The organism is Pseudonocardia sp. T1-2H, from assembly GCF_038039215.1.
Classification (GTDB): Bacteria; Actinomycetota; Actinomycetes; order Mycobacteriales; family Pseudonocardiaceae; genus Pseudonocardia.
Window position 1 is genome coordinate 4,713,863 of sequence record NZ_JBBPCL010000001.1, and the last position, 26,660, is coordinate 4,740,522.

Sequence of the window (26,660 nt, forward strand, 5' to 3'; positions counted from 1 at the left end):
CATGACCTACACGCCGCAGAGGCCCCCGATCTCGGAGTCGAGCGACCAGTTGCGCGCCCGAATCCCCGGCTGGGGGGTGGACCTGGACCCGAAGAACCGGCCGTCGGTGCCGAAGCTGCAGTACCAGGAGGACCTGACCGGTGCGCACTGGGAGTTCCCGGAGCGGCAGCCGGAGAAGTGGCCCCGCGAGCGGTCGCCCGAGCACAAGTTCCTGACGCCCGTCTTCGGCACGGCCTGTCCGCCCCACGGGCTCTCCGGCGCGATCCGCAGGTTCGCCTACCACTACAGCGAGGGGCGCGCCGCGCACTGGCTGCTCCTGATGGCGGCCGACCGGGTCGACGCGGTGGAGAGCCACCTCAAGTCGTTCCTGACCCCGCATCCGGACAACCCCATCACCGAGACCGGGGTGCTGAGCGAGTTCTCCCACCACGGCCTCGCCTCCCGGTTCGGCCAGAAGCGCGCGGACCTGAAGCACCAGCCGCTCGACCCGATCATCGTCGGGGGCCCGTGGATCCTGGCCGGCGGCCTCGTCTACGTCGCCTGCAGGGCGCTCAAGAAGGGGATCGGCAGCCGCTCCTGAGGGAGAGCCGCGGCGCGGGACGACCTCGGCCCACGGGGCCGGGGCGCCGTCCGGGCGTTGGCCTCGCGGTGACCGTGCCGCCGAGAGGGAACCGCCCGGAGGATGACTCCATGCCACCGCCACCGTTGCCGCCCACCATCGTGGAAATGCTCAAGCAGCCCAACCCCGCGGTGATGGGCACCGTGCGCCCCGACGGCGCGCCCGTCACCGTCGCCACCTGGTATCTCTGGGACGAGCCGTCCGACAAGATCGTCGTCAACATGGACGCCAACCGGGCCAGGCTCCGCCACATCCGCAAAGACCCGCGCGTCTCGCTCACCGTGCTCGACACCGACGACTGGGGCACCCACGTCAGTGTCCGCGGCAAGATGACCCTGCTCGACGACCCGGACCTGGTGGTGATCGACCGGATCGCGCAGCACTACACCGGCCACGTGTACGGGGTCCGCGACCGGCCACGGGTGACCGGCTGGTTGGAGATCGAGAGCTGGCACGGCTGGGGCCGGTTCGGCCCCTCCTCCTGAGGCGCCGCCGCCTGCATCCGGCGCCCGTCATCCAGCCGCCGAAAGGCGCAACGCCCTCTTGCATTCAGCCCTCTCCACCTGCCGCTGATCAAGGGTGATGACATCGCCGTGACGATCGCGTCACCGCCGTCCGCGCACGGCTTCCCCTTCCGGGGGACCTCGTTTCCGAACGGTTGCCACCGGAAAACATGCCATCACGGGTGGACCCGGTCCGTTGCCGCCCGGCGCCGCACTCCACCACGCTTCGACCGTTCGGCCACCTGCTGTGCCCGCTTCGAGGGCACCGCACGAGATCGAGGAGTGAACTGGATGAAGCTGCCTGTTGCATTGGCATTGGTGATCGGCGTCATCGGCGCGATCATCACCTACCTGTACGTGGGCCCGCTGGGAAGCCTGGGGCTGATGGTCCCGGCGACGTTCCTCGGCGCCGCGAGCTACTTCGCCGCGGGCGGTGACAAGGCGGCCCTCGCCAAGTCGGTGCCGACGAACGTCTGGGGCATCGTGTGCGGCACGATCACGCTGGTCCTGCTGGGCTACGCGACCAACCCGCTGCTCGTCGGCGTCATCGTCGGCGGCCTGACCGCCGTGTTCATCCTCGGTGCACTGATCCCGGCCCTCGGATTCGTCCCCGGGTCCGTCCTCGGCTTCGCCACGACGGTGATGTTCGGGCTGCTCACGTCCGCCTCGGGAACCGACTTCTCACTCCCGACCGGCCCGTTCACGGTCATGCTCGTGTCGTTCCTGGTGGGTGCCGCCCTCGGCTACGTCAGCAGCATCCTCGCGGGGAAGCTCGTCGCTCCGCAGGTGGAGGCCAGCCCGGTGGCGTGACCGGGGCCGTGCACGAACCGGGATGACGGTGGGCCGCCGGACCACAGGTGGCGGACGGCTCCACCGGGCATCCCGCTCGATCTCCACCGAAGGAAGCATCGCCGGCGCCCTGCTTGGCGGCCCGGAGCCGGCGACACGCGATCGCGGCGATCAGCCGATCACAAGGCTGGTCGCCGCGACCGCCCCTTGTCAATCCACTCAGCGCGAGAGGTAGCGGATCACTGCCACCACCCGGCGCACCCCGAAGACGAGCCATCCGGTCCCCCGCCTCGCCGATCCGGGAGCGGGACAGCCTCAGCTCGTCCTCGCTCGCGGGCAGGTGTGCGGTCAGCCGTTCGTGGTACAGCAGCGCCAGCACGCGCTGCCGCACCGCGAGAGGTCAGGCGGGGAAGTCGACGATCGCACCGAACAGCGGCAGTTCGTTCGTGCGCGGCAGCGGCGTCGGCATCCGCCCCTGCAGGAAGTTCCCGCTGAGGTAGTCGTCGGCGTCGAGGAAGGCCCGGGCCGGAACCTGCCCCTCGTAGGTGAAGCCGTCGAGGACGTAAGGGACCCCGTCGCTGCCGAGCACGGACGGGCCGTTCATCAGGTGGAAGTGCATGTGCGAGGCGTTCGCGTTGCCGGTGTTGCCGAGCTTCGCGATCACCTGGCCCTTCGTCACCACGTCACCTGGCTTGACCAGCAACGATCCCCTCTGCAGGTGGGCGTAGAAGGCGTACAGACCGCCCCCGATGTCCTGCACGATGTGGTTGCCGTCGACCGTCTCGACCGTGATCTGGGGCCCGAGCACGGGGTCGGCGGCGGGCAGGACGCCCGGCGCGTTCGCGTCGAGCTTGTCGACGGTCGAGGTGATCGTCCCGTCGGCGACGGCGTAGATCGGTGCGCCGTAGTCCACGTAGCTCTCGTTCTTCGTCCGGTCGCCCTGGTAGAAGGCGCCGCTCTCGTCGGTCTGCTTCCAGTCGATGGCGAACCGCTGGCCGTTGACGAGCATCCCGTTGAACGTGGCCAGCGAAGTCCGGTGGGGGAACCCGGGCAGGCAGCATCCGTTGGCCGCTATCCACCGGTCGCCCTTGACCGGGGGGCCGATCACCCGCGGAGCCCCGGCGGAGACGGCGAACGGCGCGGCGAGGTAGTCCGTGGCGACCGGCTCCTTCGAACCCGGGTTGACGGCCGCGTGGGCGTAGAGATGGTGCAGAACCGTCACGGGTGCCTGTTCGGCCGAGTCGAGCATGAAGTCGACGAGCATCGCGCGCGACTCCTGCGCGGGGATCACGTTGTCGGCCGCGATCGACGAGGGCAGCCGTCGGAGCCGGTTGCAGTCCCCGGCCGGGCAGTCGGGCGCGACCAGCCTCGTCCCGGCGTAGGACGCGATGACGGTGTCCGGTTTCGCGGCGTCCACGACGTCGATCTTGTCGATCGTGGCCGGAATGGCCGCCGCGTTGGTGAGCTCCAGGTCGTAGACGATGTGGTACTTGCCGTCGGAGCCGAGGAACGGGAACGTCGGTGCCCCGAGCGGCCGCACCACGACCGCGGTGAACGCATCCGGGACGGCGACGTCCGCCGCGGCGTCGACCGGAACGGAGGGTGCCGCTGCCGGAGCCGCGGACGTGCACCCCGCGGCCAGGAGCGCGGCGGCGAGCACCGCCAGGGCGCCCGGTGCACCCCGGCCCGCGGCGGAGCCGGCCGGCCGGCCGGACGAGCTGGGAGGCGCGAGACGCATCGGGCCATGGTGCAGCACGCTGGGCCGAAGGCCAATGGACCAGGTCCCCTGTTCGGGGGCACACCCGAACAGGCTGCCTCCCGGAACCGGCTCGGGCGAAGCCGACCGACCAGCGCCGAACGGCGGGTTCCCGGCGCCCGAGTCCGAGTAGCCTCGGTCGGCGCCGGACCCGGACACGCGAGAGGACACCGATCATGTCGAAGGTCGTGCTGCGGGTCGCGCAGATCGTCGGAATCCTCGTGCTGGCCGGGATCGCGGTGGGCATCGTGGTCGGTCTCGTGCAGTGGCTGCTGGCCGCCGCGGTGATCGTGGCGATCCCCGTCGGCGGTTGGTGGCTGTACAAGCAGGTGTCCGGCCGCAACCGGAAGCCCGCGGTGCCGACCGGCGCGCCGCAGGCGGTGGCCGGTCCGTCCGGTGATCGACGCAGGGGAGCTCGAGGGCCGGGCGGTGCTGGACGCGTCGGGCCGCTGCGGCTGGTGCGGGTCCGCGACCCTGCACAAGGACGAATTCGGCTTCCCGACGACGCCGCTGAGCTACCACCGCGCCGAGATCGACGCGATGCTCTGACGCGGCGTGCCCCCGGCCGCCCCCGCGGGCGGTCCGGGCGCCACCAGCTCCTGCCCCCGGCGTCATAGGCGCAGCGAGGTGCCCACCTTCGTCCCTTCCGGGTCGGACGACATCGACCATGACCGAATGCGTCTTTCGTCCCTCGAGTGGCCGTCGCACACGTCTTTTACGAGCATGAGTCGTCGTCCGAACGGGCCGCGTTCGACGTCTGCCGTGGAAACGAAAAAAACCCGTAGATCATGAAAAGCCCCGGGTAGCATCCCGGAGTGGCAATTGTCCTGATCGTCGAGGACGATGCGACGATTGGCGGAATCGTCGAGTCGAGCCTACGCGCACACGGCTATGACGCCGTCTGGGTGACCGACGGGCGCACCGCGCTGGCCAGGGCAGCCACGATCGAGTTCGACCTCGTGCTGATCGACCTGGGCCTGCCGGATCTCGACGGCATCGAGGTCTGCCGACGCCTGCGGCGGAAGTTGCCGGCTGCGGTTCTCGTCATGCTCACCGCGCGCAGCGCTGAGATGGACGTCATCGTGGGGCTCGACGCCGGCGCGGACGACTACCTGACGAAACCGGTGCATCTCGGTGAGCTGCTCGCCCGTATCCGCGCACACCTCCGCCGCGTGGGTTCGCCGGCGGCGTCGCAGTCGCTGTTCCTCGGGGATCTCGTTCTGGACATGGGCAGCAGGCGGGTCACGATTCGGGGGACCGAGGTGACGCTCCGCACCAAAGAATTCGACCTGCTGGCCCGTCTGGCCCGAGAACCGGACGCCGCCGTGAGCCGGGAGGCCTTGATGGCCGACGTGTGGGACCAGAACTGGATCGGGTCGACGAAGACATTGGATGTCCACGTCGCTTCGCTGCGCAGCAAGATAGGCAGCGGAGGCACTTCTGCGCGTGTGCCGATGATCAGGACATTACGGGGATACGGCTACCGGCTAGAAATTCCGGAAGCGGGACGAAAAAGGCAGGGGGGGTGAGTGAGACATGCGCACCCGAATCGTCGCCCTCGCCGTGGCGGCGGCCACGCTCGCCATCGTACTGTTCGGTGTACCGCTCGCGATCGGGCTCGCACAGTTCGCGTTGACCGAGGAGCGCGGAGCCCTTCAGCAGGTCGCGGACTTCACGGCACAATCGGTCGTCACGGATCTGGCGCACGACGACATCCCGAGCGCCCTGCCCGTCTCGCGCGACGACACCGAACTCGCCCTGTACAACGACGAGGGGAAGCGCATCCTCGGCAGAGGCCCGCGCTCGGGCGATGCGCAGGTCGGTCAGGCGTTGTACGGCCAGATCTCCCAGACCAGGACCGCCCATGATCTGGTCGTGACGGTTCCGGTGAGGGGCGAACACGACATCAACGGCGTGGTCAGGGCGGCCAGGCCGCTCGCGTCGATCTATCGGGGACTCGTGCCGGTGTGGCTGGGAATGTTGGGGCTCGCCGGACTCGTGCTGGCCGTGGTGTGGGCCCTCGCACGGCGCCAGGCGACGCGCCTGGCCCGGCCGTTGAACGACCTCGCTCGTGATGCGGAGAGACTCGGTGACGGGGACTTCAGCGTGCAGTCGTCCGCCGCAGGGATCGCGGAGATCGACTCGGTCGGCCATGCCCTCAACAGCACGGCTTCTCGCCTCGACGCGCTCCTCGCGCGCGAGCGCGCGTTCTCGGCGGATGCGTCGCACCAGCTCCGGACGCCTCTTGCCGGGCTCCGCCTCCGGCTCGAGTCGACGCTGGACCAGCCCAGGCCGGACTGGCGTTCCGCGGTCGCCGACAGCATCGACGTGACGGACCGGCTGGAGAAGACCATCGACGAGCTCCTCCTGCTGGCACGGGAGCACGCGGGAAGGCACGGAGCCCCCGCCGACATCCATGCCCTCGTCGCCGAGATCGAGGGCGGCTGGACCCGACGACTGGCCGACTCGGGGCGAGCACTCGAACTCGTCGTCGCCCCTGCGCTCCCGACACCACAGGCGTCAGCGGCGGCGACCAGGCAGGTGCTGGCGGTTCTGCTCGACAATGCCGAGCTGCACGGGGCAGGCACCGTACGGGTCACGGTGCGGGAGGCGGGCGAAGCCATTGCGGTGGATGTCTCGGACGAGGGCGCGGGGCTCGATCCGGAAACTCTCCCGGCGGCGTTCAGCAGCCGCCCGGAAGGTGCACCGAGACATGGCATCGGTCTCGCTCTGGCCCGTCGTCTCGCCGAGGCGGAGGGCGGCCGTCTCGTCCTCGCGCAGGCGTCGCCCCCGGTGTTCACCGTGTTCATCCCGTCCCGGTGGGAGCAGGAATCGGACGCGGCCGAGGACCATCGGCGGGACGTCCCGGACGTTCAATTGTCCGGCGCCGAACGGGGATAGCCGGAGCACCTCGTCGAGCCGCGTGACAAACGCACATCGAAGACCGCGATCTCCACCATCTTCGGACGCATGCCGATCTCCTCGGAGAAGAACCTTCGATCGATCATGCGGACGAGCAGTCTCGGCCCGTCGATCGCCAGACCGATCAACACGGTCATCGTCCTGTCGAGAAGGATGGAGGGCCTCTCTGCGATCGACTCGCACGCCAGGCCCGATCGCCCGACGTGCACCGAAACCGTCAGGGTCCGGTGCACCGCGGCGCTCGAGATGCGCACGTCATCCTCCCAGCCCAGCACCAGAAATGCTCCGTCGTCCGGTATCGGCATTCCTCCCGAAGCCATGAGAACGCGCCCTCCGCCTATGCCGAGCCCCACGAGGACCGGATCGTCGGCGAGCAGGCGGCGGATCGTGGAGAGTGGCTGAGGAAATCCCGGTTCGCTCGACTCCCGTGCCGGAGGGCGAGGCGAGGACGCCAGACGTTCGAATAGCGCCATGCGCAATCAACCTCGCAATCGCCGACGTACACCCGTGATGACGGCCGCAGATTCCCTATTCATCGTACTGATCGGGCATCAGGCGAAGGAAAACTCGAGGTTAGGCTGATGCAAAATCTGGTTTCGGCCTCGCTGGGACGGCCTTCTTCACCGCGGGGCGGTGGCCGTCACCGCGCACCGTGCCGGCGTTGACGGGCCCTGGGCTACCAGGCGGCGGATCGGAACCCGGCGGTGGTGCGCCGATCCGCTCGCGGAACCGTCAACCGAGCTTCGCCTTGAGCAGCTCAGCCTGCTTGACCCCCACCGCCGTCACCACGTCCGCGGATATCGGGTCCGTCTCGGGGCTGCGGAAGTCCATCGCCACCGACGCCACACCCTGGCTCAGCAGCAGCAGCGTCGACTCCGTCCCGTCCACCCGGTAACCGGTGATGATCACAGCGGAGTCGCCGACCGGCACGGTCGCCGTGGTGGAACCCGGACGCTGGCTCCCGGTCGTCGAGACCGCCCCCTGCATGGCCGTCCGGGCCGCCGCGGCGTCCGGGAGGAGGACGATCGTCTCACCGAGCAGCCGCGTGCCGTCCGCAGTGCCGAACACCGCCGCGACGCCAGTGACAGGGCCCTCGGTGACGGGCCGGACGGACTGCCGGGAGAAGCCGGGCAGCGGGATGTCCCCGGCCTGGATGACCAGCTGACCGACGTCGACGCTCGGTGCGGCCGACGCCGGCACCGAAGTCGCCTGCGCCGGTGGAGGCGACTCGGCATCGGCGGACGAACCGCATGCGCAGACGCCGAGGACGCTGACGGTGAGCACCGCCGCCCTCGACAAGCGATGAGCGACATGACGCGACGAACGAACCACCGGAAATCCCCGTCCCCCGACGATGGTGCGCGGCCAATCGTCCTCCCGGTGTCGGGACGCGGTACAGCACCAGATGGGCCCCATCGCTCGGGAAGCGACGTCCTCGCGACGGCCCGGGCGAACTGGAGCCCGGCCTCACGCCGGACCCCAGCCGTGCCCGGCCGACCCACGGTCGGCCTACAACCGGGGAGCGGACGCGCAACCCGCGCGACGCGCTGCGAGCAGCTACGCCGCGCGAGGCCCTGTCCGAGTACCCGACGGCAGCCGCGCCACACCTCGCCGCCGTCCGCTGCGCCGAGCGGCAGCGGAGCGCCCGAGCAGGCCCTGACGGCCGCGGGCTCAGGAGGACGGATAGAGCCAGCGCCGCAGCAACCGGCTGACGAGCGGCATCACCACGTAGGTCATCAAGGTCAGGATGACCAGCGGGAACATCGCCGCCTTCGCCCAGATCGGCCAGTCGGCGACCCGGGGCACGACGAACGCCTGGAACAGCAGCACGAGCGGGTAGACCGCGACCAGCGAGACCAGCCACTGCTTCCAGCGAGGCGGTGGTTTGATCGTCTCCCCGGCATGGGCGGGGACGTAGAACCAGGTCTCCAGCCCCGTCCGTTGCTGCACGGCCGTGCGTGCCTCGGCGATGTCACGGGTCTTCTCGTGCCAGCGGGTCCGCTCCCGGGAGTTCAGCCAGCACTGCAGCGCCTCCCCGTCGACGAACTGCACGATGATGTGGAAGTCGCGGCTGCCCTGCTCGTGGATGACCGTCGAACCCAGGTTGCCGGGGAAGTGGGCCGCCGCCGAGGTGACGCCCTTGGCCCACTCGGCGAACTCGTTCTCCTTGCCGGGCTTGGCCCGCCAGCTGAAGACCACGGTGACCGGCCCGTCATCGGCCACGTCGTGTCGACGTGCAGATCTCGGGCCGCTCACCGTCGTCATCGCCTCAGTCTGCGCGCTTCGCCCGGGGCCGTTCAGGCGCCGACCGGGGCAGCCGGACGGCCGAGATCCGGCCTCGCAGGTCCTTGACCACCGGACCGCGGCCTGCTGCTCGTTCCGCGCGCGACACGTGCTCCGCCGGGGCACCCGGGTCGAACAGGATCGAAGCCTGATCGCCTTCACGCGCACGCTAACACCGCCTCGCCCACCGGCGAGGTCCGGAGATGACGGCAACCGGACGGTCGGTGGTGGCGGCCCAGGCTCGGGCGATCGCGGACGCGTGGTCGCCACCCGGCGCCCCGGAGAGCTGGTGGCTCACGGCCGCCACGTTGACCGCGATCGCCGAGGAGGATCCACTGCTGGACCTGGCCAGCGCGATCCCGCCCGACCGGCTGCCGCCGCTGTTGCTCGCCGCTGCCGTGAGGTTCCTGGCGTCCGGCAGCGACCTGGCCCGGCACTACCCGCAGCCCGGTGGCCCGCAGCCGCCGCGGGATCCCGCGTTCGGGGCCGAGCTCGCCACCTTCGCCCGCGAGCGGCATGCCGAGCTCGCCGCGCTGTGCGCGGGGCACCGCTACCAGATGAACGAGGTGGGCCGCTCCGCCGACGTCCTCCCGGTGTTGGCGCTGATCGGCGCCGCGGACGACCGGCCGCTCGCCCTGGTGGACCTCGGCACCGGGGCGGGGCTCGGGCTGCGCCTGGACCGTTACCACTACACCTACCGGGCTGCCGACGGCTCACAGCGCAGCACCGGCGACCCCGCCGCGGCGGTGCGGATCGAGTGCGCCGTGCGCTCCGGCGCACCGCCGGTCCCGGCGAGGATCCCCACGGTGGTCGACCGCGTCGGTGTGGACGTCGAGCCGCTCGACCTGTCCGACCCGCACGTGCTGGCCTGGCTCGCGGCGTGCGTCCCGCCCGAGGCGGGCGCGGTCACCCGGTTCGCGGCGGCGTCGGCGCTCGCGCGCGCCGAGCCGGCCCGCTCGGCGCGGGGCGACCTACTCGACGTGCTGCCCGATGTGATCGCCTCGCTGCCGGCGGAAGCGCTGGTGTGCCTGGTGGACACCTACGTGCACGTCTTCCTGCCTCCCCCGACCTGGAACGGTTCGACGGCCTGATCGCGGAGATCGGCCGCGGGCGTGACCTGGAGTGGGTGTCGGTCGACCCGCTCGTGCCGCTGGGACCCGACGCGCGGGCCACCGTGCAGGGTCTCGACGTGCCGGCCGCGTGGGTGCGCGAGAGCCGCGACGGCGGTGTGTCGGGGGTGATCGGCCGAGTCGGTGTGCGGAACGGGGTGCGCCGCGGCACGGTGCTCGGTCGGGCCCATCCCGGCGCCGCGTGGCTGGAGTGGCGGTGACGCCCGGGAAGCTCCGACCGGCGGACACTGCTGATCTCGGTCGCGGCCTCGGCCGCCTTCGCGGTGCTCGCGCTGGCCTGGGGGCTCGTCACCGGATCGCAGCTGATCGTGTTCGACGGGTTGTACTCCTTCGCGAGCGTGGGCCTCTCGCTGCTCGCGGTGCTGGCTCTGCGCACCGCCCGGAAGGGGCCCGACCAGCGCTACCCGTGGGGTCGTGAGGTGTGGGAGCCGCTCACCGTCGTGGTCAAGGCGGCGGCGCTCGGCGGCTTGTGCGTCTACGCACTCGTCGGCGGGGTCGCGGACCTCCTGGGCGGCGGCCGGGACGTGGAGGTCGGCTGGGCGCTGGTCTACGGCGCGGTCGCCACGCTGGGCGGCGCCGCCGTGACGGTGGTGCTGCGCAGGCGGCGCGCGAGGGGCTCCGACCTGGTCCGGGCCGAGGCCGCGGAGTGGGCCGGGGACACCCTGCTGAGCCTGGGTGTGCTCGCCGGCTTCGGGCTCGCGTTCGTGCTCGACGCCGCGGGCCGGGCCGACCTGGCCCGCTACGTCGACCCGGCGATGGTCGTGGTGGTCTCGGCGGCATTCCTGCCGGTTCCGGCCCGGCTCGTGGCGAGCGGCTTCCGCGAGGTGCTGACGATGTCACCGCCTCCTGAGCTGTCCGGCCGGCTCCAGGCCGTCGTGCGTGCGGTGGAGGACGAGCACAGGTTCGCCGAGTCGTTCGTGCGGGCGTCGAAGGTGGGCGGCCGGCTGGACGTGGAGATCGACTTCGTGGTGGCCGACACCTCCGCCGTGCAGACGGTGCGCGGGTTCGACGCCGTCCGGGCGTCGCTGCAGGAGCGGCTGGCGGAGCTGGGGCAGCCGGTGTCGATGTCGGTCGGGTTCACGGCCGACCGAGCCTGGGCCGCGCGGTGACCACTCCGCTCCCGTGGCCTCCCGGAGGCCGGTTCGGTGGTGGAGGACTCGCCGGGGAAGGAGCTTGCGAACGCCTTCGGTCAGGCGGCCGGCCATGCCAAGGTGACAGGAGGCCGGGGCCTCTCCTCACCCCCGACCTTCGCACCGAGCAGGGACGACACAGCGTGAACTCGCGGACGGACCACGCCGGGCTCGGGGTCCTCCCCGAGCCGTCACCCGTGTCGGGCGGAACGGGTCGGCGTAGCTCCCCGCGCCCGGGCCACCGGCCCGGCGGGCGGTTCGGGGACCGCGGACGACGAGCGCGTTCCGTGCGCGCCGGGGTGCGGAGTGGCTGAGCCCGCTTCGGCCCGGCTGCAGGTGGCGGTCGAGGTGGCCGGGATCGCGGCCACGCCGGCCGCTATCGAGGAGCGGGCGGCCGCGCTGCTGGAGTCGCTGCGCCGGGTGCTGCCGTTCCAGGCCGGCTGGATCGCCCTGCTCGACCCGGAGCGCCGCCGGCTGGTACCCCTGGTGAGCCCGGGCTACGACGACACGGCGCGCGCCTACCTCACCAGCCCGGCGGGCGTCGCAGAGATCGAACTGCTCGGCCTGGACCGGGCGCGCCCGCCGATGCGCCTGTGCGATTTCCCCGTCCCGCCCGGCGAGGTGCGCGGCTGGGCGGAGTACCTGCGCCCGGCGGGGTTCCGGGAGGGCCTCGGGGTCGGCCTGTTCGCCCCGGACGGCCGTCACCTGGGGCAGCTGACCCTGAACACGGAGAGCGCGGCGCATCCCACCGACGCCGCCCGGGACCTGATCGGCGTGCTCGCCCCGCTGATCGCACAGGCGGTCGACCCGCTGCGCTCGGTCGCGACCGCCGCGCAGCTCGTCCACGGCGCGCTGGCCGGGATCGTGCTGACCCGCGCCGGGCACCCGCTGCCGCTGCCCGGGCTGGGCGCCCACCCGCTGCTGCGCGAGGACTCCGCGCTGCTCGCGGTGGCCGCCCATCTGGCCGACGGACGCGCGCACACGGTGTTCCTGTGCCCGCAGGCCGGGCCCGACGCGGCCGTCGGGTACCTCCGGGTGACCGTGCTGGCCTGCGCGTCGCAGCCCCCGCACCACCTCGTGGCGGCGGTGCTGGTGGCCCTGCCCGGGGACCTGCACGGTCTGACCCGCCGGGAGCTGGAGGTCCTGGGGCTGCTCATCGAGGGCTGGACCAACGCGCGCATCGCCGCGGCGCTGGTCATCGCGCCGCGGACGGTCGCCACCCACATGGAGAACATCCTGGCCAAGCTCGGCGCCGAGACCAGGGCCCTGGCCGCGGTCCGGGCCCTGGGCCAGGGCCTGTACGTGCCGCGGCCCCTGACCGGCGTGCAGGGGTGAGAGACCGGCACCTCCCCGCCCGCCCCGACCGGGCGGATCGGTAGGTCTGCCGATGGACGCCGCCCGCCGGGCCGAGCAACCTCGACAGGTTCGGAGTCGACGGCTACCCGCGCCTGCAGCGCGGGTGGCGAGCAGCTTCCGCCGTCGACGCCGTCGCAACTGCCGGAGGTTCGCCGATGAAGTCCCGTGGCACACCCGGCGGGTCGGCGCAGCCCACGACCACCCCGGCGGACGAGCGCATGGCGCTGCTGGTGCGCACCCTGTGGGGGTATCGCGAACTCGGGTGCGACCTGGCCCGGGCCGCGGCCGCCCTCGGTGTCCACCGCAGCACGATGCGGTATCGCCTCTACCGCGTCCGCGAACTCACCGGGCACCACCCGGAAGACCCCGGATCCGAAGAGACACTGCACGCCATCGCGGGCCTGCACCCGTAGTCGTGCTCACGGCCGCCGGCTCATCGCGCGGAGCGCGCTGTCGGTGCTGCGGTGGATCTCGAACAGCCGGTGCACGCCGCCGGCAGCGAGGGCCTGGGCCACCGGCCGGTCGACGGCGACCAGGTACAGGCCGATGTCGGCCTCGCCGGCATGGCGGGCCAGCTCGACCAGTGCCGCCACGGCGCCGGGGGCCAGGCCGGTCAGCGCCCGCAGATCCAGCACGACCGCCCACGGGGCCGCGTCCAGCAATCCGCGGACGAGGTGCTGGAACCCGGGCACCGCGGCGTCGTCGAGGCGGCCCTGGACGTGCACGCACGGCACCCCGGGCCGTAGATGGCTGAGGCGAACGGGCGAGCTGCTGCCCTCAGGCGCTGTAGACCCGTCACCGCCGACGCCGTATCCCATCTGAGCCACCTCCTCGAAGCTTCCACAGCCGTCCTGTACCCCGTCGAAGCCGGGGTCACCAGCGATCGATGCGGGTCGGACAGGAGCAGGTTCGGTGCGCGCAGGACCGGACCATGCAGCCCGTCCAGGCCCGCCCGGCCGCGTGATCCAGGTCCGAACCCCTGATCCGACCGCCGCGGCAGGTGCGGTCACGGCCCCCTCAGACGTCGAGTTGGTCGAGCGCGCGCTGCGCCGCGTCGAGCTCGGCGCGCAACCGCTCGACACGTTCGCGCTGCCGTTGACGCGCGCCCTCCAACGACGACGTGATCACCTCGGCGACTGCGGGCGGCAGCGACCGGGAGGCGGCGGCCACGTCGGCCGCCTGCACCGGCACGGAGGGCACGACCCGCTTCGTGCCGACGAGCACCTCGACGCTCCACTCGCCGTCCACCTTCGCGGTGAGACTGACGGTCATCTCGGCCGGGCGGTCGGCCCGTCGTCGTGTGCTGACGGGCCGACGCGGGGCTGCGCCCGCGGACGCGGCAGGCCCTTCGGCCGGCACCGCGGCCTTCTCCTTCGGTTTCCTCGGCGCCGGAGGAGCCACGGACGCTGTCGCCTCGTCCGTGGGCTGTGCGGATACCGCGGCAGGTCGTGGCGTGGTCGGCTGCGGGGCCGGCGGCGTGACGGCCTCCTTCGCCTGCTCCGTCCGCGGGGCAGCCCGGCGGCGCGGAGGCTTGGTTCGCGTGAGCTCGTTCGGCGAGCAGAACATCGTGTCACGCGAGCCCGCCGGCCGGACCTGGATGAAGTCCCCCTCGGCGACGTCGCCGACCGCCACCACCTTGGCCGACCCGCCGGCGGGAACCCCGACCGCGGCCGCGGTGAACCAGACCGTCACCGGGCGGCCCGCTGCCGCTTCCCCGCGCACGGCCACCACGTCCTGCTCCGTGAGCGCACCCTGTGCAGTCATCCCTCGTCATCTCCCTCGACTCGCCCGCCGCATTGTGCCGTGTTGCACCGTCAAGATCTCGCCGCCCGCCGTGAGGCGGCGGGCGCACTCGCCCCCGGCAGTACCGCCCGGCCCGGTGGAGGGGGGTGCGGGATCCGCGCGCCGGTGCAAGGAGGATGTCGTCGTGCGATACGTGGCGATCGGAGACAGCTTCACCGAGGGAGTCGGCGACGAACTCCCCGACGGATCGTCCCGAGGATGGGCGGACCGGGTGGCAGCGGGCCTGGCGGCGACCCGCGGCGAGGGTGTGCGGTACGCGAACCTGGCGATCCGCGGGCGCCTGCTCGAACCCATCGTGACCGACCAGCTCGACGCCGCGCTCTCGCTCGACCCCGCACCCACCCTCCTGACCCTCAACGGCGGCGGCAACGACATGCTGCGCCCACGCACCGACGTCGCCCGACTCGTCGACCTCACCGCACACGCGGTGCGCCGCTGCACCGACGCAGGCATCCGGCTCGTGCTGCTCAGCGGGGCCGACCCGTCGGACCGGCTGCCCTTCGGACGGGCGGTGCGTCAGCGGGGCGAGGCGCTCACCGCGAAGATCGCGGAGCTGGCCGAGGCCCATGGACTCGACTTCGTCGACGTCTTCCACGACGCCGAGATCCGCCACCCCGCCTACTGGTCCCCCGACCGCCTGCACCTCAACGCCGCCGGCCACCAGCGCGTCGCCGCACTCGTCCTCGAGGCCCTCGGGGAACACACCGCTGCGCGGGCGGTGCGCTCCGACTCTCCCGAGACCCGCAGACCGCTCACCGAGCTGCGCTACTACCGCGAGCACGTCCTGCCCTGGATCGGGCGCCGGCTCCGGGGACGCTCCTCCGGGGACGGCCGCACGGGCAAGTACGTCGGCTGGATCCCCGTGCCACCCGGCCAGCCGTCGCATGCGTGACGCCCGCCGGTGCCTCTGCCCGTCCTTTCGTGGCGGCTGAGCCTGCGACCGGTGACGGTTTCCCGCCGAGGCGTGGCGCACTCCAGCCCGGCGACCGGCGATTTCCCGCCTTCGGAGGCGTCCGGAACGGCGGGCGCGATGGCACGATCACGGGCATGCCCTCAACGACGAGGCGGGTACCGAGCACGCCCGGGGCGGACGACGCCGTGGAACCGGTCCGAACGCCGGGACGAGCGGTGAGCGCCTGCCACGCTCCCCCACGGCGTCCGGCCCGAGGACCTGAACGAGGGCGAGGCGACGATGCCCGGCATCTCCATCCGGACCTGTGAACCCGACGAGGCCCGCGACCGCTGCGCGGAGGTGTACTTCCCGCACCGGCTGACCGTGCTGCACGACCGAACCCGCTTCGCGATGTCGCTGTCCGCCACCGACCTCGGGCCGGTGTCGGTCGGGCTGCTCGGCTACGCCGGTGAGGTCCGGCTCGAGACCGCCGAGCTCGAGACCGGCTACGAGGTCAACGTGCCGCTGGGCGGACGGTTGCGCACGTGGACCGGGCGGGACGAGGTGTGCGCGACGCCGGGCCTCGCCGCGGTCTACCGGCCGGACAGCCGGTCCACCCTGCAGGGCTGGGAGGGCGGCGGCCGGCTGCTCGGGTTGAAGATCGACCGGGCGGCCCTGGAGGAGGAGCTGGCCGAGCTCGTCGACGCGCCGGTCCGGTCGGTCGTCCGTCTCGGGCCCAGCCTGGACCTGCGCCGCGGCCCGGGCCGGCAGTGGTGGGCGCTGGCCCGCTCGCTGACCGAGCTCGTCCGGGATCCCGGTGGCCCGATGAGCCTGCCGATCGTGGCTCGCCCGCTCGCGCAGAGCCTGGTCGTCGCGCTGCTGCACGCCGTCGACCACCCCTATCGCGACGCCCTCGACCACCGTCCCACGGTGCCGCGGCCGGCGGCGATCCGACAGGCGGTGGACCTGCTGGAGGCGGAGCCGCAGACCCCGGTGACCGTCACCGACGTCGCGCGGCGGGTCGGGCTGAGCACCCGCGCCCTGCAGGAGGGCTTCGCCCGGCACGTCGGCGTCCCGCCCATGGCCTACCTGCGCCGGGTGCGGCTGCGCCGGGCGCACGCCGACCTGCGAGCCGCCGACCCGGCGCGGCACGGCGTCGCCGAGATCGCCGGGCGCTGGGGGTTCACACACCTCGGCCGGTTCGCCGCCGCCTACCGCGCCCAGTACGGGACGGCGCCGTCGGAGACGCTGCGGCCGAGGCCCTGAGCCGCTCGTGAATCGGCTCCACGCGCCGCGCGAAGTGGATCGCTCGTGACCTGGGTCACTCCTAGCCTTCGGAGCGACCCGTAACGAGCGCGAGGAGGCACCCCATCGTGACCACCCAGGAGGTTCCGGCCGGGCAGGCCGAGGTCGACTTCAACCCGATGGGCTCGCCGCACCGGGAGGACCCGCACCTGTTCTACCGGGCCGCCCGGGCGCGGCCGGTCGCGTTCAGCCCTTCCATCGGCGCCTACATGGTCAGCCGGTACGCGGATCTCCGGACCGTCATCGAGGACCCGGAGACGTTCTCCTCGAAGGTCGCGGTGCCACTGATCTACGGCAACCCGCCGGAGGTCGTGGAGGCGCTCCGCGCGGGCGAGGTGCCCGAGACGAGCATGGTCGTCAACGAGGACGAACCCGAACACGCGGCGATGCGCCGGGTGTTCGACGCCGGGTTCACCGGGGCGCGGGTGCGGGCGATGGTGCCGCGGATGCGGGAGCGGGCCGCGGAGCTGGTCGACGCGTTCTCCCGGGACGGGGCGGACCTGGTCGGCGAGTACGCCGCCCCATTCGTGCAGACGGTGATCAACGCGATCATCGGTTTCCCTGCCGAGGACGACGACCGCGTCCAGGCCTGGACCGACGACTTCGTGCTGCTGTGGAACCCGCTCGCGCCGGTCGACGGCAAGGTGGAGGCGGCCCATCGGATGGCCGACTACTCCCGCTACCTGCAGGCCCTCGTCGAGCAGCGCCGGACCGAGCCACGGGACGACCTGATCTCCGATCTCGTGCACGGCGCGAACGGCTACCCCGGCCTGCCCGACGAGTCCGTGCAGAACATCGTGCGCGGCGCCGCCCGGATCGCGGGCTTCGACACCACCCGCGACGCGATCACCTCGACGATGCTCGCGATGCTGCAGCATCCCGAGGTGGCCGAGCGCGTCCGCGCCGACCCGGCCCGGACGATCCCGAAGCTCACCGAGGAGGTGCTGCGCCGCGACGCGCCCCACCGCGGCCTGTTCCGGATCACCACCCGGGAGACCGAACTGGGCGGCATCACGCTGCCGGCCGGCGCGATTTGCCTGCTGCTGTTCGGTTCGGGCAACCGGGACGAGAACGTCTTCCCGGAACCGGACGCGGTGGATCTCGACCGGCCCAACGTGCGGGAGCACCTGGCGTTCGGCACCGGAGTGCACGCCTGCCCGGGCGCGCCGATGGCGCGGGCGGAGATCCGGGTGGCGTTGGAGACGCTGCTGCACCGCCTGCCCGGCCTGCGGCTGGCCGACGGCTACGAGCCGACCTACATCGCCAGCTACTTCTTCCGCGGGCTGGAACGCCTCGACGTCACCTGGTGACCGGGGCCGAGCGCAAGATCGACGCGCCAGCCCATTTCCCTGCGCTGATCAGCTGTTCCTGCAATGATATCGGTGTGCCCTCCTGCGCGACTCGCTTCGGACGCACGAACGTCCCCGTTCCGGGAGAGTGAGAGAATGTTCGATTCCCCGACCCCTCCGACTCTCCTCGCGAAACTCACCGCGCTGCCGGGCAAGGACAACGAAGTCGCCGCCCTCCTCGCCGAACTCGCCCAGGAGGTTCGTGCGGAACCCGGAAACGTCGTCTTCACCGTTCACCGGCTGCGCGACGACCAGAACGTCTTCCTGGTGTACGAGGTGTACGAGGACGAACACGCATTCCAAGCGCATATGTCCACGACGCACGGCCTCACCTTCAACGAGCGCATAGAAACCCTCGTCGAAGGCGGGGCGTCGCAGCTCACCTGGCTCACGAGCAACGCCACGTAACGGCGCGAAGATCGAACACGTTCGCCCACGAAGATTGCCCGGGTACTTGCCGAGTGTTCCGCCCGGCAGGGGCCCTTCGACCTGGATGCGGCCGTCTTCACCGACGCACATGAATCCGACTGTACGATCACGCCGACGAAGCGGACCCGTGCCTTCGGCCGCCAGCCGGCCACGTTGCGTGTTCTCCCCGCCCGATCAGGGGGTCGAAGGCGCCGCTGTTCTTGATTGATTCCAGGAAATGGGCCACACTTCGGACCGTGCCGACCACTGCGGACTTCGAGCGCATGCTGCGCGGGGTTGCCCTGCGTGTGACGCGTCCTCGACTGGCGGCGCTGTCCGCGGTGCACGACCATCCGCACGCCGACACGGACTCGATCATCCGTGTCGTGCGTGAGGATCTCGGTGAGGTGTCCCACCAGGCCGTCTACGACGTGCTGCGCGCGCTGACGGCCGCCGGTCTGGTCCGGCGCATCCAGCCGGCGGGCTCCCCGGCGCGTTACGAGTCGCGGGTCGGCGACAACCACCACCACGTCGTGTGCCGCTCGTGCGGTGCCATCGCCGATGTCGACTGCGCCGTCGGCGCCACACCCTGTTCGACCGCGTCGGACGACCACGGCTTCGCGATCGACGAGGCCGAGGTCGTCTACCGGGGCCTGTGCCCCGGCTGCTCCACCGCACACCCGTCCTGACCACCACCCCTTCGAGCCAGGAGGACCACCCGTGTCCGAGAGTCACACCACCGTCGAGACGAAGATGAACACGGAGGAAGCCGGCGGCTGTCCGGTCCACGCCGGACGCCTCGGCCACCCCACCGAGGGTGCCGGCAACACCGACTGGTGGCCGAACCAGCTCAACCTGAAGATCCTCCGCAAGCACTCGGCCGTGGCCAACCCCATGGACGCCGACTTCGACTACGCCGCGGAGTTCGCGACCGTCGACCTGGACGAGCTGGCCAGGGACGTCGACGCGGTGCTGACGGACTCGCAGGACTGGTGGCCGGCCGACTTCGGCAACTACGGCCCGTTCATGATCCGCATGGCGTGGCACAGCGCCGGCACGTACCGCGTCGAGGACGGCCGCGGGGGTGCGGGAGCCGGCATGCAGCGCTTCGCGCCGCTGAACAGCTGGCCGGACAACGGGAACCTCGACAAGGCCCGCCGGCTGCTGTGGCCGGTGAAGAAGAAGTGGGGCCGCAAGATCTCGTGGGCCGACCTGATGATCTTCACGGGCAACCGTGCCCTGGAGACCATGGGCTTCAAGACCTTCGGCTTCGCCGGCGGTCGCGCCGACGTCTGGGAGCCGGACGAGGACGTCTACTGGGGCCCCGAGCGCACCTGGCTGGGCGACGAGCGCTACACCGGTGACCGAGAGCTCGAGAAGCCGCTCGGTGCCGTCCAGATGGGCCTGATCTACGTCAACCCGGAGGGCCCGAACGGCAACCCGGACCCGCTGGCCTCGGCCCGCGACATCCGCGAGACGTTCGGCCGGATGGCGATGGACGACGAGGAGACCGTCGCGCTGATCGCCGGTGGGCACACCTTCGGCAAGACCCACGGTGCGGCCGACCCGGACCGGTACGTCGGCGCGGAGCCCGAGGGCGCCTCCCTCGAGGAGCAGGGCCTCGGCTGGAAGCAGAGCTTCGGCACCGGCAAGGGCCGGGACGTGATCACCAGCGGTCTCGAGGTCACCTGGACCTCCACGCCGACGCAGTGGAGCAACGGGTTCTTCGACAACCTGTTCGGCTACGAGTGGGAGCTGACCAAGAGCCCCGCCGGGGCCTACCAGTGGAAGCCGAAGGACGGCGCGGGCGCCGACACCGTGCCGGACCCCCAGGACGGCACGCTGAACCGCACCCCGACGATGCTGACCTCGGACCTCGCGCTGCGGGTCGACCCGGTCTACGAGCAGATCTCGCGCCGCTTCCACGAGAACCCGGACCAGTTCGCGGACGCGTTCGCCCGGGCCTGGTACAAGCTGACGCACCGTGACATGGGCCCGATCCAGCGCTACCTCGGGCCGCTGGTCCCGCAGGAGGAGCTGCTCTGGCAGGACCCGGTCCCGGCCGTCGACCACGAGCTCGTCGACTCCGCGGACGTCGCCGCGCTCAAGCAGAAGATCCTGGACTCGGGCCTGACGGTCTCCCAGCTCGTCTTCACCGCGTGGGCGGCGGCCGCGTCGTTCCGCATCAGCGACAAGCGCGGCGGGGCGAACGGCGGCCGCATCCGCCTCGAACCGCAGCGCGGCTGGGAGGCCAACGACCCCGACCAGCTGGCCCAGGTCATCCGCACGCTGGAGGGCATCCAGGCCGACTTCAACGGCTCGGCGACCGGCGGCAAGAAGGTCTCGTTCGCCGACCTCGTCGTGCTCGCCGGCGTCGCCGCGGTCGAGAAGGCCGCGAAGGACGCCGGACACGCCGTCGAGGTGCCGTTCACCCCCGGTCGGACGGACGCGACGCAGGAGCAGACCGACGTCGAGTCGTTCGCACACCTGGAGCCGATGGCCGACGGGTTCCGCAACTACCGCGGCAAGGGGCAGCGCCTGCCGGGCGAGTACCTGCTGGTCGACCGCGCGAACCTGCTGAACCTGAGCGCGCCGGAGATGGCCGTCCTGGTGGGCGGCCTGCGCGTGCTGGGCGCGAACACCGGACAGTCCACGGCGGGTGTGCTCACCGACAAGCCGGGCACGCTGACCAACGACTTCTTCGCGAATCTGCTCGACATGGGCATCGAGTGGAAGTCGGTGGCCGGCGACGACGACGCCTTCGAGGCCCGCGAACGCGCCAGCGGCGCGGTGAAGTGGACCGGCAGCCGCGTCGACCTCGTCTTCGGCTCGAACTCCGAGCTGCGTGCGGTCGCGGAGGTCTACGCGAGCGACGACGCGCGGGAGAAGTTCGTGCGCGACTTCGTGGCCGCGTGGGACAAGGTCATGAACCTCGACCGGTACGACATCGCCTGATCCGGATGTCCAGGCCGGCCGCTCGTCGGCCGGCCTGGACACACGGATCTCGTATACGCTGATCGGGCGGCCTCCGCGGTCGCGGGGGCCGAGCCCCTCCCCGTCCGGTGCCTCGCCGCCCCGTGAGTTGCCGACGACACCGGTGGGCCGGGCGCCGGGAGCCCGGTCAGCGCCCCGTCCAGCGGCGGATCGTCTCGGCGGTGTGGGTGACGAGCGACCCCAGGCCGCCGAGGAAGTCGCCGGCCCCGCCCGCGGAGTCGCCGTCGGGATCCCGCCACAGGAACCGTCCCCCATCGATGCCAGGTGGCGGCGAGGTGATCGCGTACTCGTCGCCGTAGACCCGCCAGTGCAGGGGGAGATCCAGGTCGAGGTTGCCGGCGTCGAGCCACCACTGCTGGGCGGTGTCGAGCCGGCTCGTGTCGGCGTGCGCCTCCTCCAAGTGCATCACCCGCCTTCGCGCGTCGAGGAAAACGGACAGGTAGGACCGCTCGTCGCCACCCAGTGCCGGTGGCCGGGACGCCGTCACGGCGGCGCGCCGGATGCCGCCGAAACTCTCCTCGTCCTCACCGGGGCCGTGCATCACGAGGGCGTCGTAGTAGACGAGCTGGCCCAGCCCCCGGAGTCCGTCGGCGCGCGCCTGCTCCACGGCAGGCCAGCGGTACTGCTCGTCGATCACCGTGTGCTGAGCCCGTCGGAAGGCCGGGTCCTCCGCGGCCTGGCGCCAGGCCGCCTCGAACGCCCGCCCCAGACCGTCGTGCGAGTCCGACCCGACGACCCGGCGCAGCGCGGGGACGAACGGCGCCAGCGCCGAGCCCCGGGAGTCCGCCGCACAGCGCTCGACGACCTCCAGCATGTCCCCGGTGCCCGAGCAGAAACCGATCAACCCGCCGGTGAGACCGCGGCCGTCACCGATGTCCTCGATGTAGCCGTACTGGGCGCGCCAGTCCAGCGAACTGTTCTCGGCGCTGCACACGATCTGCTGTGCGATGTCGGCGCCCACCGCTCCGGAGAGATCCACCACGGTGGTCCATCGGCCACCGGTGGGACTCCGTTACCGCCCCCCGCTGTCGCTGCCCGGGGCCCGGACACCCGGGCGGCCTCACACCGGGGCCGACTCGTCGCCCCCGTCGCGGGACAGCTCGAACCACACCTGTTTGCCGGTGCCGTGCCGCTCGCTGCCCCATCGGTCTGCGAGCGCGGCCAGCAGCCACATGCCGTGCCCGCCGGCCGCGCCGGGCTCCAGGGTGCGCGGTGGATCGGCGGAGTTGTCGGCCACGCTGACGCGCAGGACGGGCCCGGTCAGGTGAACCTGCACCTGCATGGCGGCGTCACCGACGACGTGCCGCATGACGTTGGTGACCAGTTCGCTCAGCAGCAGCAGCGCGTTGTCGCAGAACGACTCCGCAGCCCACGCGGCGAGCAGCTGCGCCACCACCGACCGTGCGGCGGGGACACTACGCAGCTCCGGGGGCAGGTCGATGGTGGCGCGCAGGGTGGTCGGGGCAACCGACATCACGCGGCACCGTCGGGCGCGGGCTGCGCCCCGGGGAGCACGTCGAGCTTCTCGAGCAGGCCGAGCGCGGCGAAGACCCGCAGAGCCGACCCCTCGCCGAGGCGGACGGCCAGCCGCCGACCCGCCTTGCGGGCCCGCACGTCGGCGAGCAGCACGAGCCGCACGCCGGTGGAGTCCACGAACGTGAGCCGGCTCAGGTCCACGACCAACAGCTCCGGGTTCGCATGCTCGGCCTCCTCGACGCGCTGCTGGGCCGCGTCGAAGGTCGAGATGTCGAGCTCGCCGTCGAGGACGACCTCCACGGTCATGATGCCGCCTCCCCGGGACGACGCACGTCGGCGGTCATGATGCCGCCTCCCCGGGACGACCCACGTCGGCGGTCACGGCGCAACCTCCACCACGAGCAGGGCGACGTCGTCACGCAGCCGCCCGCGCTGGAACGCGACGACGTCGGCCAGCAGCCTCTCGGCCAGCGCCTCCGCGCCACCCGGGGCCGGCGAGCCCACGACCCGTGCCAGTCGATCGGCACCGTAGAAACCGTCCACGCCCCGCGCCTCCGTCACACCGTCTGTGTAGAGCACCATCATGTCCCCAGGATCCAGACGCAAGGTGGTCGCGACGAGATCCACGTCGGGGTAGACGCCCAGCAGCGTGCCGAACAGCGCCACGGCCTCCACCCGGTCACCGCGTCGGATCAGCGCGGGCGGGTGCCCGGCCCCGGCCAGCCGGACGGTGGCTCCCGTTGCGTCGACGTCGACCTGGGCGTGGGCCACGGTCGCGAACCGGGAGGTGCCGGCCGCGGTGTCCAGCAGCATCGCCTCGTTGAGCCGACGCAGGGCCTCGACCGGCGCGAGCCCGTGGGCGACCTCGGAGCGCAGGGTGTGCCGGATCATCGCTGTGAGCGCGGCGGCTTCCGGGCCCTTGCCGCAGACGTCGGCCACCACGACCGACCAGCGCCCGGGCACCACGCCCGGCACGACGTCGTAGAGGTCGCCGCCGACGTGCACGTCCGCGCCCCTGCTCACGCTGTGCTCGACGCCGCCGGCGGTCTGGGCGCGGTAGCGCGCGGCCAGGCACAGCCCCGGCGCGACGGGCAGCGCCGCCGGGAGCAGGGCGGCCTGCAGCGTGTCGGCGATGCTGTGCTGCAGCTGGTAGAGCCGCGCGTTGTCCAGAGCGATGGCTGCCGTGGTGGCAACCTGACCGGCGAAGGCCAGGTCGGCCTCGTCGAAACGCCGGCCCGACTCGGCGTGCACGAGGGTCAGCGCGCCGAGGCTGCGACCGCGGACGAGCAGCGGCACCACCATGGCCGACCGCATGCCGATGGACCGGATCAGGGCGAGGTGCTCCTCGTCGACGGCTGCGGCGACCATCATCTCGTCGGGCAGGTCGGGAAAGAAAGCCGGCTCGCCGCTGCGGCTGACCGAGATCGCGCCGCCCGGGGCGTCCGGGTCCGGCGGGTAGCGCTCCTGCAGTCGGGTGACGAAGGTGATCTTGTCGGGGTCCTCGTGGGCCACCGTGATCTGCTCGACCCGCTCGTCGCGGACGAGGTGCACCGAGCACCAGTCGGCGATCTCGGGCACGACCAGATCGGCGAACTGCTGCAACCGCTCCTCCACCGACAACGGCGCCTCCATGAGACGTCCGGCGTGCGCGAGGAAGGTCATGCGCGCGAGCTGCTGCTCGGCGACCGCCCGCGCAGCCCGCTCGGCGACGAGCAGCCGGGCCCGGTCGAGCGCCTGCGCGCACAGCGCGGCAACGGCCTGGAGATAGTCGCGCTCATCCGGGGGAAGGCGCGCGTCCCGGCGAAGCTGAACACGACCGCCCCGAGGTCGCGATCCTCGACCCGCAGCGGGAGGCAGGCTGTGGCCTGGATACCCGAGGACGTGCCGATCGGGGCCATCTCCGGGTAGCGGGCCCGCCACTGCGCGGCGTCCTCGAGCCATACCGGCTCGCCGCGGAGCGCGGCGTCCGACAGCGGGCGCCCGCGGCGAAGCGCGAGGCGCGCGAACGGGCGCATGGTCTCCTCCGGCCAGCCGGACGCGTGGATGACGTCGAGGGTGTCGGCGTCGGTGCGGGCGTACGCCACGGCTGCGCCGGCGCCGAGCAGCGCCGCGGCCGTCGTCACGACGAGCCGGCCGATCTCCGTCGGCGTCGCGGCACCCAGCAGCTCACCGGCCAACCGCTGGAGGGTGACTCCGCGCTCGCGCGCGCCCGTCACCCCGGCCACGCCCGGGATCCCGTGCAGCACCGCCCCGCCGGCCATGGGCACCAGTCCGACCGTCATCGCGGGCTCGACCAGCTCGACGACGGTGGCCTCACCCCGCTCGACCACCCGGTCCAGCGCGGGCAGCAGGGGCGGCTGCGACCGCGCGTCCCGCAGCGGCCGGCCCACGGCCAGACCGGGCAGAGCGCGCCGCGCGGCCGGGTTCGCCCAGCTCACGACGTGCTGTGGACCGCGTGTCACGACGATCGGGAACGGCAGATCGTCCTGCGCGGTACCGGCGCTCACCGACCCACCTCGTCCACGGCGGGCGGCCACCACGACGCGGGGCCCGACGGCGGTCCGGTAGCAGCCGCACCGCTGACGGTGAAGGCGATACGCGTGCCGGCGTCGCCGGCGTCGAGCTCCACGTCGTGGCCGAGGGTGTCGATGAGCGCCAGGCCGCGTCCTCGGTAGCCCGGGTCAGCCGGCGGCGGGCGCCACCGACCGAAGTCCCGCACCACCGCACGCACCACGCCCTCGGGTCCCGGACTCACCGACAGCTCGAACTCACCCGGCTCGACGTCGCGGTAGGCGTGCTCGACGGCGTTGGAGGCGGCCTCGCTGACCAGCAGCGGGAGGTCCTCGACGGTCTCCTCGGCGAGCCCTGCGAGGACACCCCACTCCCGCACGGCCCGTCGCACCGTGGGCAACACCCGCGCTTCGGCCGGCCACCTCTGCTCCAGCGGGCCTGCGGTGCCCATGCGCCCACTCCTTGACCGCCGTCGTCCGGTTCCACCGCCGATCGGCCTCCGCGCCGAGCCGGGTCAGTGTGCCAGACGCGCCGCATCAGCGCTGGTTCGTGTACCGGTGCCGGCTATCGGCAGTCGCTCATTCGATCAGGCCGGTCCTGCCGCCGTCGAAAGGTGATCCGGGGCGCGGCAGGCAGTCGATGACTTCAGTAGGCTTGATTGTCGTAGCGAATCGCGATCTCCACGGGGATACGACCTCGGGACGACACCTGCATACCCTGTTGCCGAGCCCACTCCCGTATCGCCTGATTCCGCTCCCGATCACCGCCTCCGGCCCCTGCTGTCGGCACAAGTCGACGCCCTCGGCGTTGCCGTCGGCCAGCAGTCACGAAGGGATCGAAGATTGCTCGCAGACTCTCGGCGTTGGCATGCGAGAGGTCGATCTCGTACTGCCTGCCGTCGAGACCGAAGGCAACCGTCTCGTCGGCGGGGCCGCCGTCCTTGTCGTCGACCAGCATCGTGCTGACCTGCTGAGCCATCGCTGTCCTCGCCTCTCGGTTGCCGCTCCTACCGAGAGGTAGTTTCTACGGCAGCGCCCAGCAGACCCCGGACGGGACCTGAAGTTCCCCGCGAGTCGCGCCTACGGACCGGGTCGACCAAGCCGATATCGACTCCGGCGATGAGCCCCGGTCCGAGCAGCGACGACGGTCTGCGCGAGGCTACGAGAGGCGATCTGTGAGTTGGCGAACCGCGATGCCCACCCTACCTGCCAGCAGGAGCCCAGGGACTGCAGCCAGCACCAGGGTGCGACGGCCGCTGGTGGCGATGCACCAGGTCGGCGTTACCGCGACGCTGTCTGCGGCCCGGCGATGCCTTTCCGGTGTTGGAATACCGCGACGAGCACCACGCCGTCGCCGTGGCCGGGCCAAATCGATCCATCACGAGAGAAGCACCCAGAACCATGGCCGTGGACACCATTTCCACTCCCGTCCGGT

General features: G+C 72.0%; 30 protein-coding genes. 17 read left to right on the plus strand and 13 right to left on the minus strand.

Going from position 1 to position 26,660, the window contains the following annotated elements:
• The first annotated feature begins 1 nt into the window (after position 1).
• The 3 genes from WBK50_RS23245 to WBK50_RS23255 all read left to right on the plus strand — a co-directional run bounded on the left by WBK50_RS23245 (position 2) and on the right by WBK50_RS23255 (position 1,932).
• A complete protein-coding gene (locus WBK50_RS23245; RefSeq protein ID WP_341337630.1) occupies positions 2-580 on the plus strand; it encodes a hypothetical protein in 579 nt (192 codons plus the stop codon).
• A 110-nt stretch (positions 581-690) separates the two neighbouring features.
• Complete coding sequence (locus WBK50_RS23250) at positions 691-1,104, plus strand: PPOX class F420-dependent oxidoreductase (protein WP_341337631.1); 414 nt, start codon at positions 691-693, stop codon at positions 1,102-1,104.
• A 309-nt stretch (positions 1,105-1,413) separates the two neighbouring features.
• Positions 1,414-1,932, plus strand: a complete 519-nt coding sequence (locus WBK50_RS23255) for a DUF1097 domain-containing protein (protein WP_341337632.1) — start codon at positions 1,414-1,416, stop codon at positions 1,930-1,932.
• Between the two features lie 379 nt (positions 1,933-2,311).
• Here the strand turns inward: WBK50_RS23255 and WBK50_RS23260 are convergent, their stop codons facing one another.
• A complete protein-coding gene (locus WBK50_RS23260) occupies positions 2,312-3,649 on the minus strand; it encodes a M23 family metallopeptidase (RefSeq protein WP_341337633.1) in 1,338 nt (445 codons plus the stop codon).
• A gap of 414 nt (positions 3,650-4,063) precedes the next feature.
• On the opposite strand from WBK50_RS23260, the gene WBK50_RS23265 reads away from it, so the two are divergent.
• The 3 genes from WBK50_RS23265 to WBK50_RS23275 all read left to right on the plus strand — a co-directional run bounded on the left by WBK50_RS23265 (position 4,064) and on the right by WBK50_RS23275 (position 6,568).
• Positions 4,064-4,216 (plus strand): hypothetical protein, encoded by a 153-nt coding sequence (locus WBK50_RS23265; RefSeq protein ID WP_341337634.1) that lies wholly within the window; start codon positions 4,064-4,066, stop codon positions 4,214-4,216.
• Between the two features lie 266 nt (positions 4,217-4,482).
• Positions 4,483-5,196, plus strand: coding sequence for a response regulator transcription factor (locus WBK50_RS23270; protein ID WP_341337635.1), 714 nt, complete (start codon positions 4,483-4,485; stop codon positions 5,194-5,196).
• Positions 5,197-5,203: 7 nt separating this feature from the next.
• Positions 5,204-6,568: a sensor histidine kinase gene (locus WBK50_RS23275; RefSeq protein ID WP_341337636.1), complete on the plus strand. Its 1,365-nt coding sequence runs from the start codon at positions 5,204-5,206 to the stop codon at positions 6,566-6,568.
• On the opposite strand, the gene WBK50_RS23280 is transcribed toward WBK50_RS23275, so the two are convergent.
• From WBK50_RS23280 to WBK50_RS23290, 3 genes are all read right to left on the minus strand, one after another.
• Positions 6,541-7,062, minus strand: coding sequence for a hypothetical protein (locus WBK50_RS23280; protein WP_341337637.1), 522 nt, complete (start codon positions 7,060-7,062; stop codon positions 6,541-6,543). The two genes, WBK50_RS23275 and WBK50_RS23280, sit on opposite strands and share 28 nt — an antisense overlap.
• A gap of 259 nt (positions 7,063-7,321) precedes the next feature.
• Complete coding sequence (locus WBK50_RS23285; RefSeq protein WP_341337638.1) at positions 7,322-7,789, minus strand: hypothetical protein; 468 nt, start codon at positions 7,787-7,789, stop codon at positions 7,322-7,324.
• A gap of 471 nt (positions 7,790-8,260) precedes the next feature.
• Positions 8,261-8,854 (minus strand): antibiotic biosynthesis monooxygenase, encoded by a 594-nt coding sequence (locus WBK50_RS23290; protein WP_341337639.1) that lies wholly within the window; start codon positions 8,852-8,854, stop codon positions 8,261-8,263.
• A gap of 221 nt (positions 8,855-9,075) precedes the next feature.
• Between WBK50_RS23290 and WBK50_RS23295 the strand changes: the two genes are divergently transcribed.
• The 5 genes from WBK50_RS23295 (at position 9,076) to WBK50_RS23315 (ending at position 12,901) form a co-directional block, all read left to right on the plus strand.
• Complete coding sequence (locus tag WBK50_RS23295; RefSeq protein WP_341337640.1) at positions 9,076-9,963, plus strand: DUF2332 family protein; 888 nt, start codon at positions 9,076-9,078, stop codon at positions 9,961-9,963.
• 35 nt (positions 9,964-9,998) lie between these two features.
• Positions 9,999-10,202: a hypothetical protein gene (locus WBK50_RS23300; protein WP_341337641.1), complete on the plus strand. Its 204-nt coding sequence runs from the start codon at positions 9,999-10,001 to the stop codon at positions 10,200-10,202.
• Between the two features lie 30 nt (positions 10,203-10,232).
• Positions 10,233-11,111, plus strand: a complete 879-nt coding sequence (locus WBK50_RS23305) for a cation diffusion facilitator family transporter (RefSeq protein WP_341339486.1) — start codon at positions 10,233-10,235, stop codon at positions 11,109-11,111.
• 327 nt (positions 11,112-11,438) lie between these two features.
• Positions 11,439-12,467 carry a LuxR C-terminal-related transcriptional regulator gene (locus WBK50_RS23310; RefSeq protein ID WP_341337642.1) on the plus strand — a complete coding sequence of 343 codons (1,029 nt, stop codon included), beginning with the start codon at positions 11,439-11,441 and terminating at the stop codon, positions 12,465-12,467.
• Positions 12,468-12,643: 176 nt separating this feature from the next.
• Complete coding sequence (locus WBK50_RS23315) at positions 12,644-12,901, plus strand: helix-turn-helix domain-containing protein (RefSeq protein ID WP_341337643.1); 258 nt, start codon at positions 12,644-12,646, stop codon at positions 12,899-12,901.
• Positions 12,902-12,907: 6 nt separating this feature from the next.
• Here the strand turns inward: WBK50_RS23315 and WBK50_RS23320 are convergent, their stop codons facing one another.
• Positions 12,908-13,306: an STAS domain-containing protein gene (locus tag WBK50_RS23320; protein WP_341337644.1), complete on the minus strand. Its 399-nt coding sequence runs from the start codon at positions 13,304-13,306 to the stop codon at positions 12,908-12,910.
• A gap of 199 nt (positions 13,307-13,505) precedes the next feature.
• Complete coding sequence (locus WBK50_RS23325) at positions 13,506-14,252, minus strand: DUF6319 family protein (RefSeq protein WP_341337645.1); 747 nt, start codon at positions 14,250-14,252, stop codon at positions 13,506-13,508.
• 163 nt (positions 14,253-14,415) lie between these two features.
• Between WBK50_RS23325 and WBK50_RS23330 the strand changes: the two genes are divergently transcribed.
• The 6 genes from WBK50_RS23330 to katG all read left to right on the plus strand — a co-directional run bounded on the left by WBK50_RS23330 (position 14,416) and on the right by katG (position 21,200).
• Complete coding sequence (locus WBK50_RS23330; RefSeq protein WP_341337646.1) at positions 14,416-15,183, plus strand: SGNH/GDSL hydrolase family protein; 768 nt, start codon at positions 14,416-14,418, stop codon at positions 15,181-15,183.
• Between the two features lie 300 nt (positions 15,184-15,483).
• Entirely contained in the window at positions 15,484-16,449 is a 966-nt protein-coding gene (locus tag WBK50_RS23335) for an AraC family transcriptional regulator (protein WP_341337647.1), read from the plus strand.
• Positions 16,450-16,556: 107 nt separating this feature from the next.
• On the plus strand, positions 16,557-17,798 hold the full coding sequence (locus WBK50_RS23340; protein ID WP_341337648.1) for a cytochrome P450: 1,242 nt from the start codon (positions 16,557-16,559) through the stop codon (positions 17,796-17,798).
• Positions 17,799-17,933: 135 nt separating this feature from the next.
• Positions 17,934-18,245 (plus strand): putative quinol monooxygenase, encoded by a 312-nt coding sequence (locus tag WBK50_RS23345; RefSeq protein ID WP_341337649.1) that lies wholly within the window; start codon positions 17,934-17,936, stop codon positions 18,243-18,245.
• Positions 18,246-18,502: 257 nt separating this feature from the next.
• Positions 18,503-18,934 carry a Fur family transcriptional regulator gene (locus WBK50_RS23350; protein WP_341337650.1) on the plus strand — a complete coding sequence of 144 codons (432 nt, stop codon included), beginning with the start codon at positions 18,503-18,505 and terminating at the stop codon, positions 18,932-18,934.
• Positions 18,935-18,998: 64 nt separating this feature from the next.
• On the plus strand, positions 18,999-21,200 hold the full coding sequence (katG, locus tag WBK50_RS23355; protein WP_341339487.1) for a catalase/peroxidase HPI: 2,202 nt from the start codon (positions 18,999-19,001) through the stop codon (positions 21,198-21,200).
• 166 nt (positions 21,201-21,366) lie between these two features.
• Here the strand turns inward: katG and WBK50_RS23360 are convergent, their stop codons facing one another.
• The 7 genes from WBK50_RS23360 to WBK50_RS23390 all read right to left on the minus strand — a co-directional run bounded on the left by WBK50_RS23360 (position 21,367) and on the right by WBK50_RS23390 (position 26,204).
• Positions 21,367-22,218 carry a chitosanase gene (locus WBK50_RS23360; protein ID WP_341337651.1) on the minus strand — a complete coding sequence of 284 codons (852 nt, stop codon included), beginning with the start codon at positions 22,216-22,218 and terminating at the stop codon, positions 21,367-21,369.
• 81 nt (positions 22,219-22,299) lie between these two features.
• Positions 22,300-22,713, minus strand: coding sequence for an ATP-binding protein (locus WBK50_RS23365; RefSeq protein WP_341337652.1), 414 nt, complete (start codon positions 22,711-22,713; stop codon positions 22,300-22,302).
• Positions 22,713-23,021, minus strand: coding sequence for an STAS domain-containing protein (locus tag WBK50_RS23370; protein WP_341337653.1), 309 nt, complete (start codon positions 23,019-23,021; stop codon positions 22,713-22,715). Before WBK50_RS23370 ends, WBK50_RS23365 begins: the two co-directional genes overlap by 1 nt.
• A gap of 72 nt (positions 23,022-23,093) precedes the next feature.
• Entirely contained in the window at positions 23,094-24,377 is a 1,284-nt protein-coding gene (locus WBK50_RS23375) for a PP2C family protein-serine/threonine phosphatase (RefSeq protein ID WP_341337654.1), read from the minus strand.
• Positions 24,374-25,222 carry a GAF domain-containing protein gene (locus WBK50_RS23380; protein WP_341337655.1) on the minus strand — a complete coding sequence of 283 codons (849 nt, stop codon included), beginning with the start codon at positions 25,220-25,222 and terminating at the stop codon, positions 24,374-24,376. Before WBK50_RS23380 ends, WBK50_RS23375 begins: the two co-directional genes overlap by 4 nt.
• Positions 25,219-25,677 (minus strand): ATP-binding protein, encoded by a 459-nt coding sequence (locus WBK50_RS23385; RefSeq protein WP_341337656.1) that lies wholly within the window; start codon positions 25,675-25,677, stop codon positions 25,219-25,221. Before WBK50_RS23385 ends, WBK50_RS23380 begins: the two co-directional genes overlap by 4 nt.
• A gap of 194 nt (positions 25,678-25,871) precedes the next feature.
• A complete protein-coding gene (locus WBK50_RS23390) occupies positions 25,872-26,204 on the minus strand; it encodes a histone-like nucleoid-structuring protein Lsr2 (protein WP_341337657.1) in 333 nt (110 codons plus the stop codon).
• Positions 26,205-26,660: the final 456 nt, after the last annotated feature.

What these genes read in the sequence shown, in the direction of transcription:
- WBK50_RS23245 (WP_341337630.1), top strand. Translation starts at nt 2, where the DNA reads ATGACCTACACGCCGCAGAGGCCCCCGATCTCGGAGTCGAGCGACCAG.
- WBK50_RS23250 (WP_341337631.1), top strand. Translation starts at nt 691, where the DNA reads ATGCCACCGCCACCGTTGCCGCCCACCATCGTGGAAATGCTCAAGCAG.
- WBK50_RS23255 (WP_341337632.1), top strand. Translation starts at nt 1,414, where the DNA reads ATGAAGCTGCCTGTTGCATTGGCATTGGTGATCGGCGTCATCGGCGCG.
- WBK50_RS23260 (WP_341337633.1), bottom strand. Translation starts at nt 3,649, where the DNA reads ATGCGTCTCGCGCCTCCCAGCTCGTCCGGCCGGCCGGCCGGCTCCGCC.
- WBK50_RS23275 (WP_341337636.1), top strand. Translation starts at nt 5,204, where the DNA reads ATGCGCACCCGAATCGTCGCCCTCGCCGTGGCGGCGGCCACGCTCGCC.
- WBK50_RS23280 (WP_341337637.1), bottom strand. Translation starts at nt 7,062, where the DNA reads ATGGCGCTATTCGAACGTCTGGCGTCCTCGCCTCGCCCTCCGGCACGG.
- WBK50_RS23290 (WP_341337639.1), bottom strand. Translation starts at nt 8,854, where the DNA reads ATGACGACGGTGAGCGGCCCGAGATCTGCACGTCGACACGACGTGGCC.
- WBK50_RS23295 (WP_341337640.1), top strand. Translation starts at nt 9,076, where the DNA reads ATGACGGCAACCGGACGGTCGGTGGTGGCGGCCCAGGCTCGGGCGATC.
- WBK50_RS23315 (WP_341337643.1), top strand. Translation starts at nt 12,644, where the DNA reads ATGAAGTCCCGTGGCACACCCGGCGGGTCGGCGCAGCCCACGACCACC.
- WBK50_RS23320 (WP_341337644.1), bottom strand. Translation starts at nt 13,306, where the DNA reads ATGGGATACGGCGTCGGCGGTGACGGGTCTACAGCGCCTGAGGGCAGC.
- WBK50_RS23325 (WP_341337645.1), bottom strand. Translation starts at nt 14,252, where the DNA reads ATGACTGCACAGGGTGCGCTCACGGAGCAGGACGTGGTGGCCGTGCGC.
- WBK50_RS23335 (WP_341337647.1), top strand. Translation starts at nt 15,484, where the DNA reads ATGCCCGGCATCTCCATCCGGACCTGTGAACCCGACGAGGCCCGCGAC.
- WBK50_RS23345 (WP_341337649.1), top strand. Translation starts at nt 17,934, where the DNA reads ATGTTCGATTCCCCGACCCCTCCGACTCTCCTCGCGAAACTCACCGCG.
- katG (WP_341339487.1), top strand. Translation starts at nt 18,999, where the DNA reads ATGAACACGGAGGAAGCCGGCGGCTGTCCGGTCCACGCCGGACGCCTC.
- WBK50_RS23365 (WP_341337652.1), bottom strand. Translation starts at nt 22,713, where the DNA reads ATGTCGGTTGCCCCGACCACCCTGCGCGCCACCATCGACCTGCCCCCG.
- WBK50_RS23370 (WP_341337653.1), bottom strand. Translation starts at nt 23,021, where the DNA reads ATGACCGTGGAGGTCGTCCTCGACGGCGAGCTCGACATCTCGACCTTC.
- WBK50_RS23375 (WP_341337654.1), bottom strand. Translation starts at nt 24,377, where the DNA reads ATGACCTTCCTCGCGCACGCCGGACGTCTCATGGAGGCGCCGTTGTCG.
- WBK50_RS23385 (WP_341337656.1), bottom strand. Translation starts at nt 25,677, where the DNA reads ATGGGCACCGCAGGCCCGCTGGAGCAGAGGTGGCCGGCCGAAGCGCGG.
- WBK50_RS23390 (WP_341337657.1), bottom strand. Translation starts at nt 26,204, where the DNA reads ATGGCTCAGCAGGTCAGCACGATGCTGGTCGACGACAAGGACGGCGGC.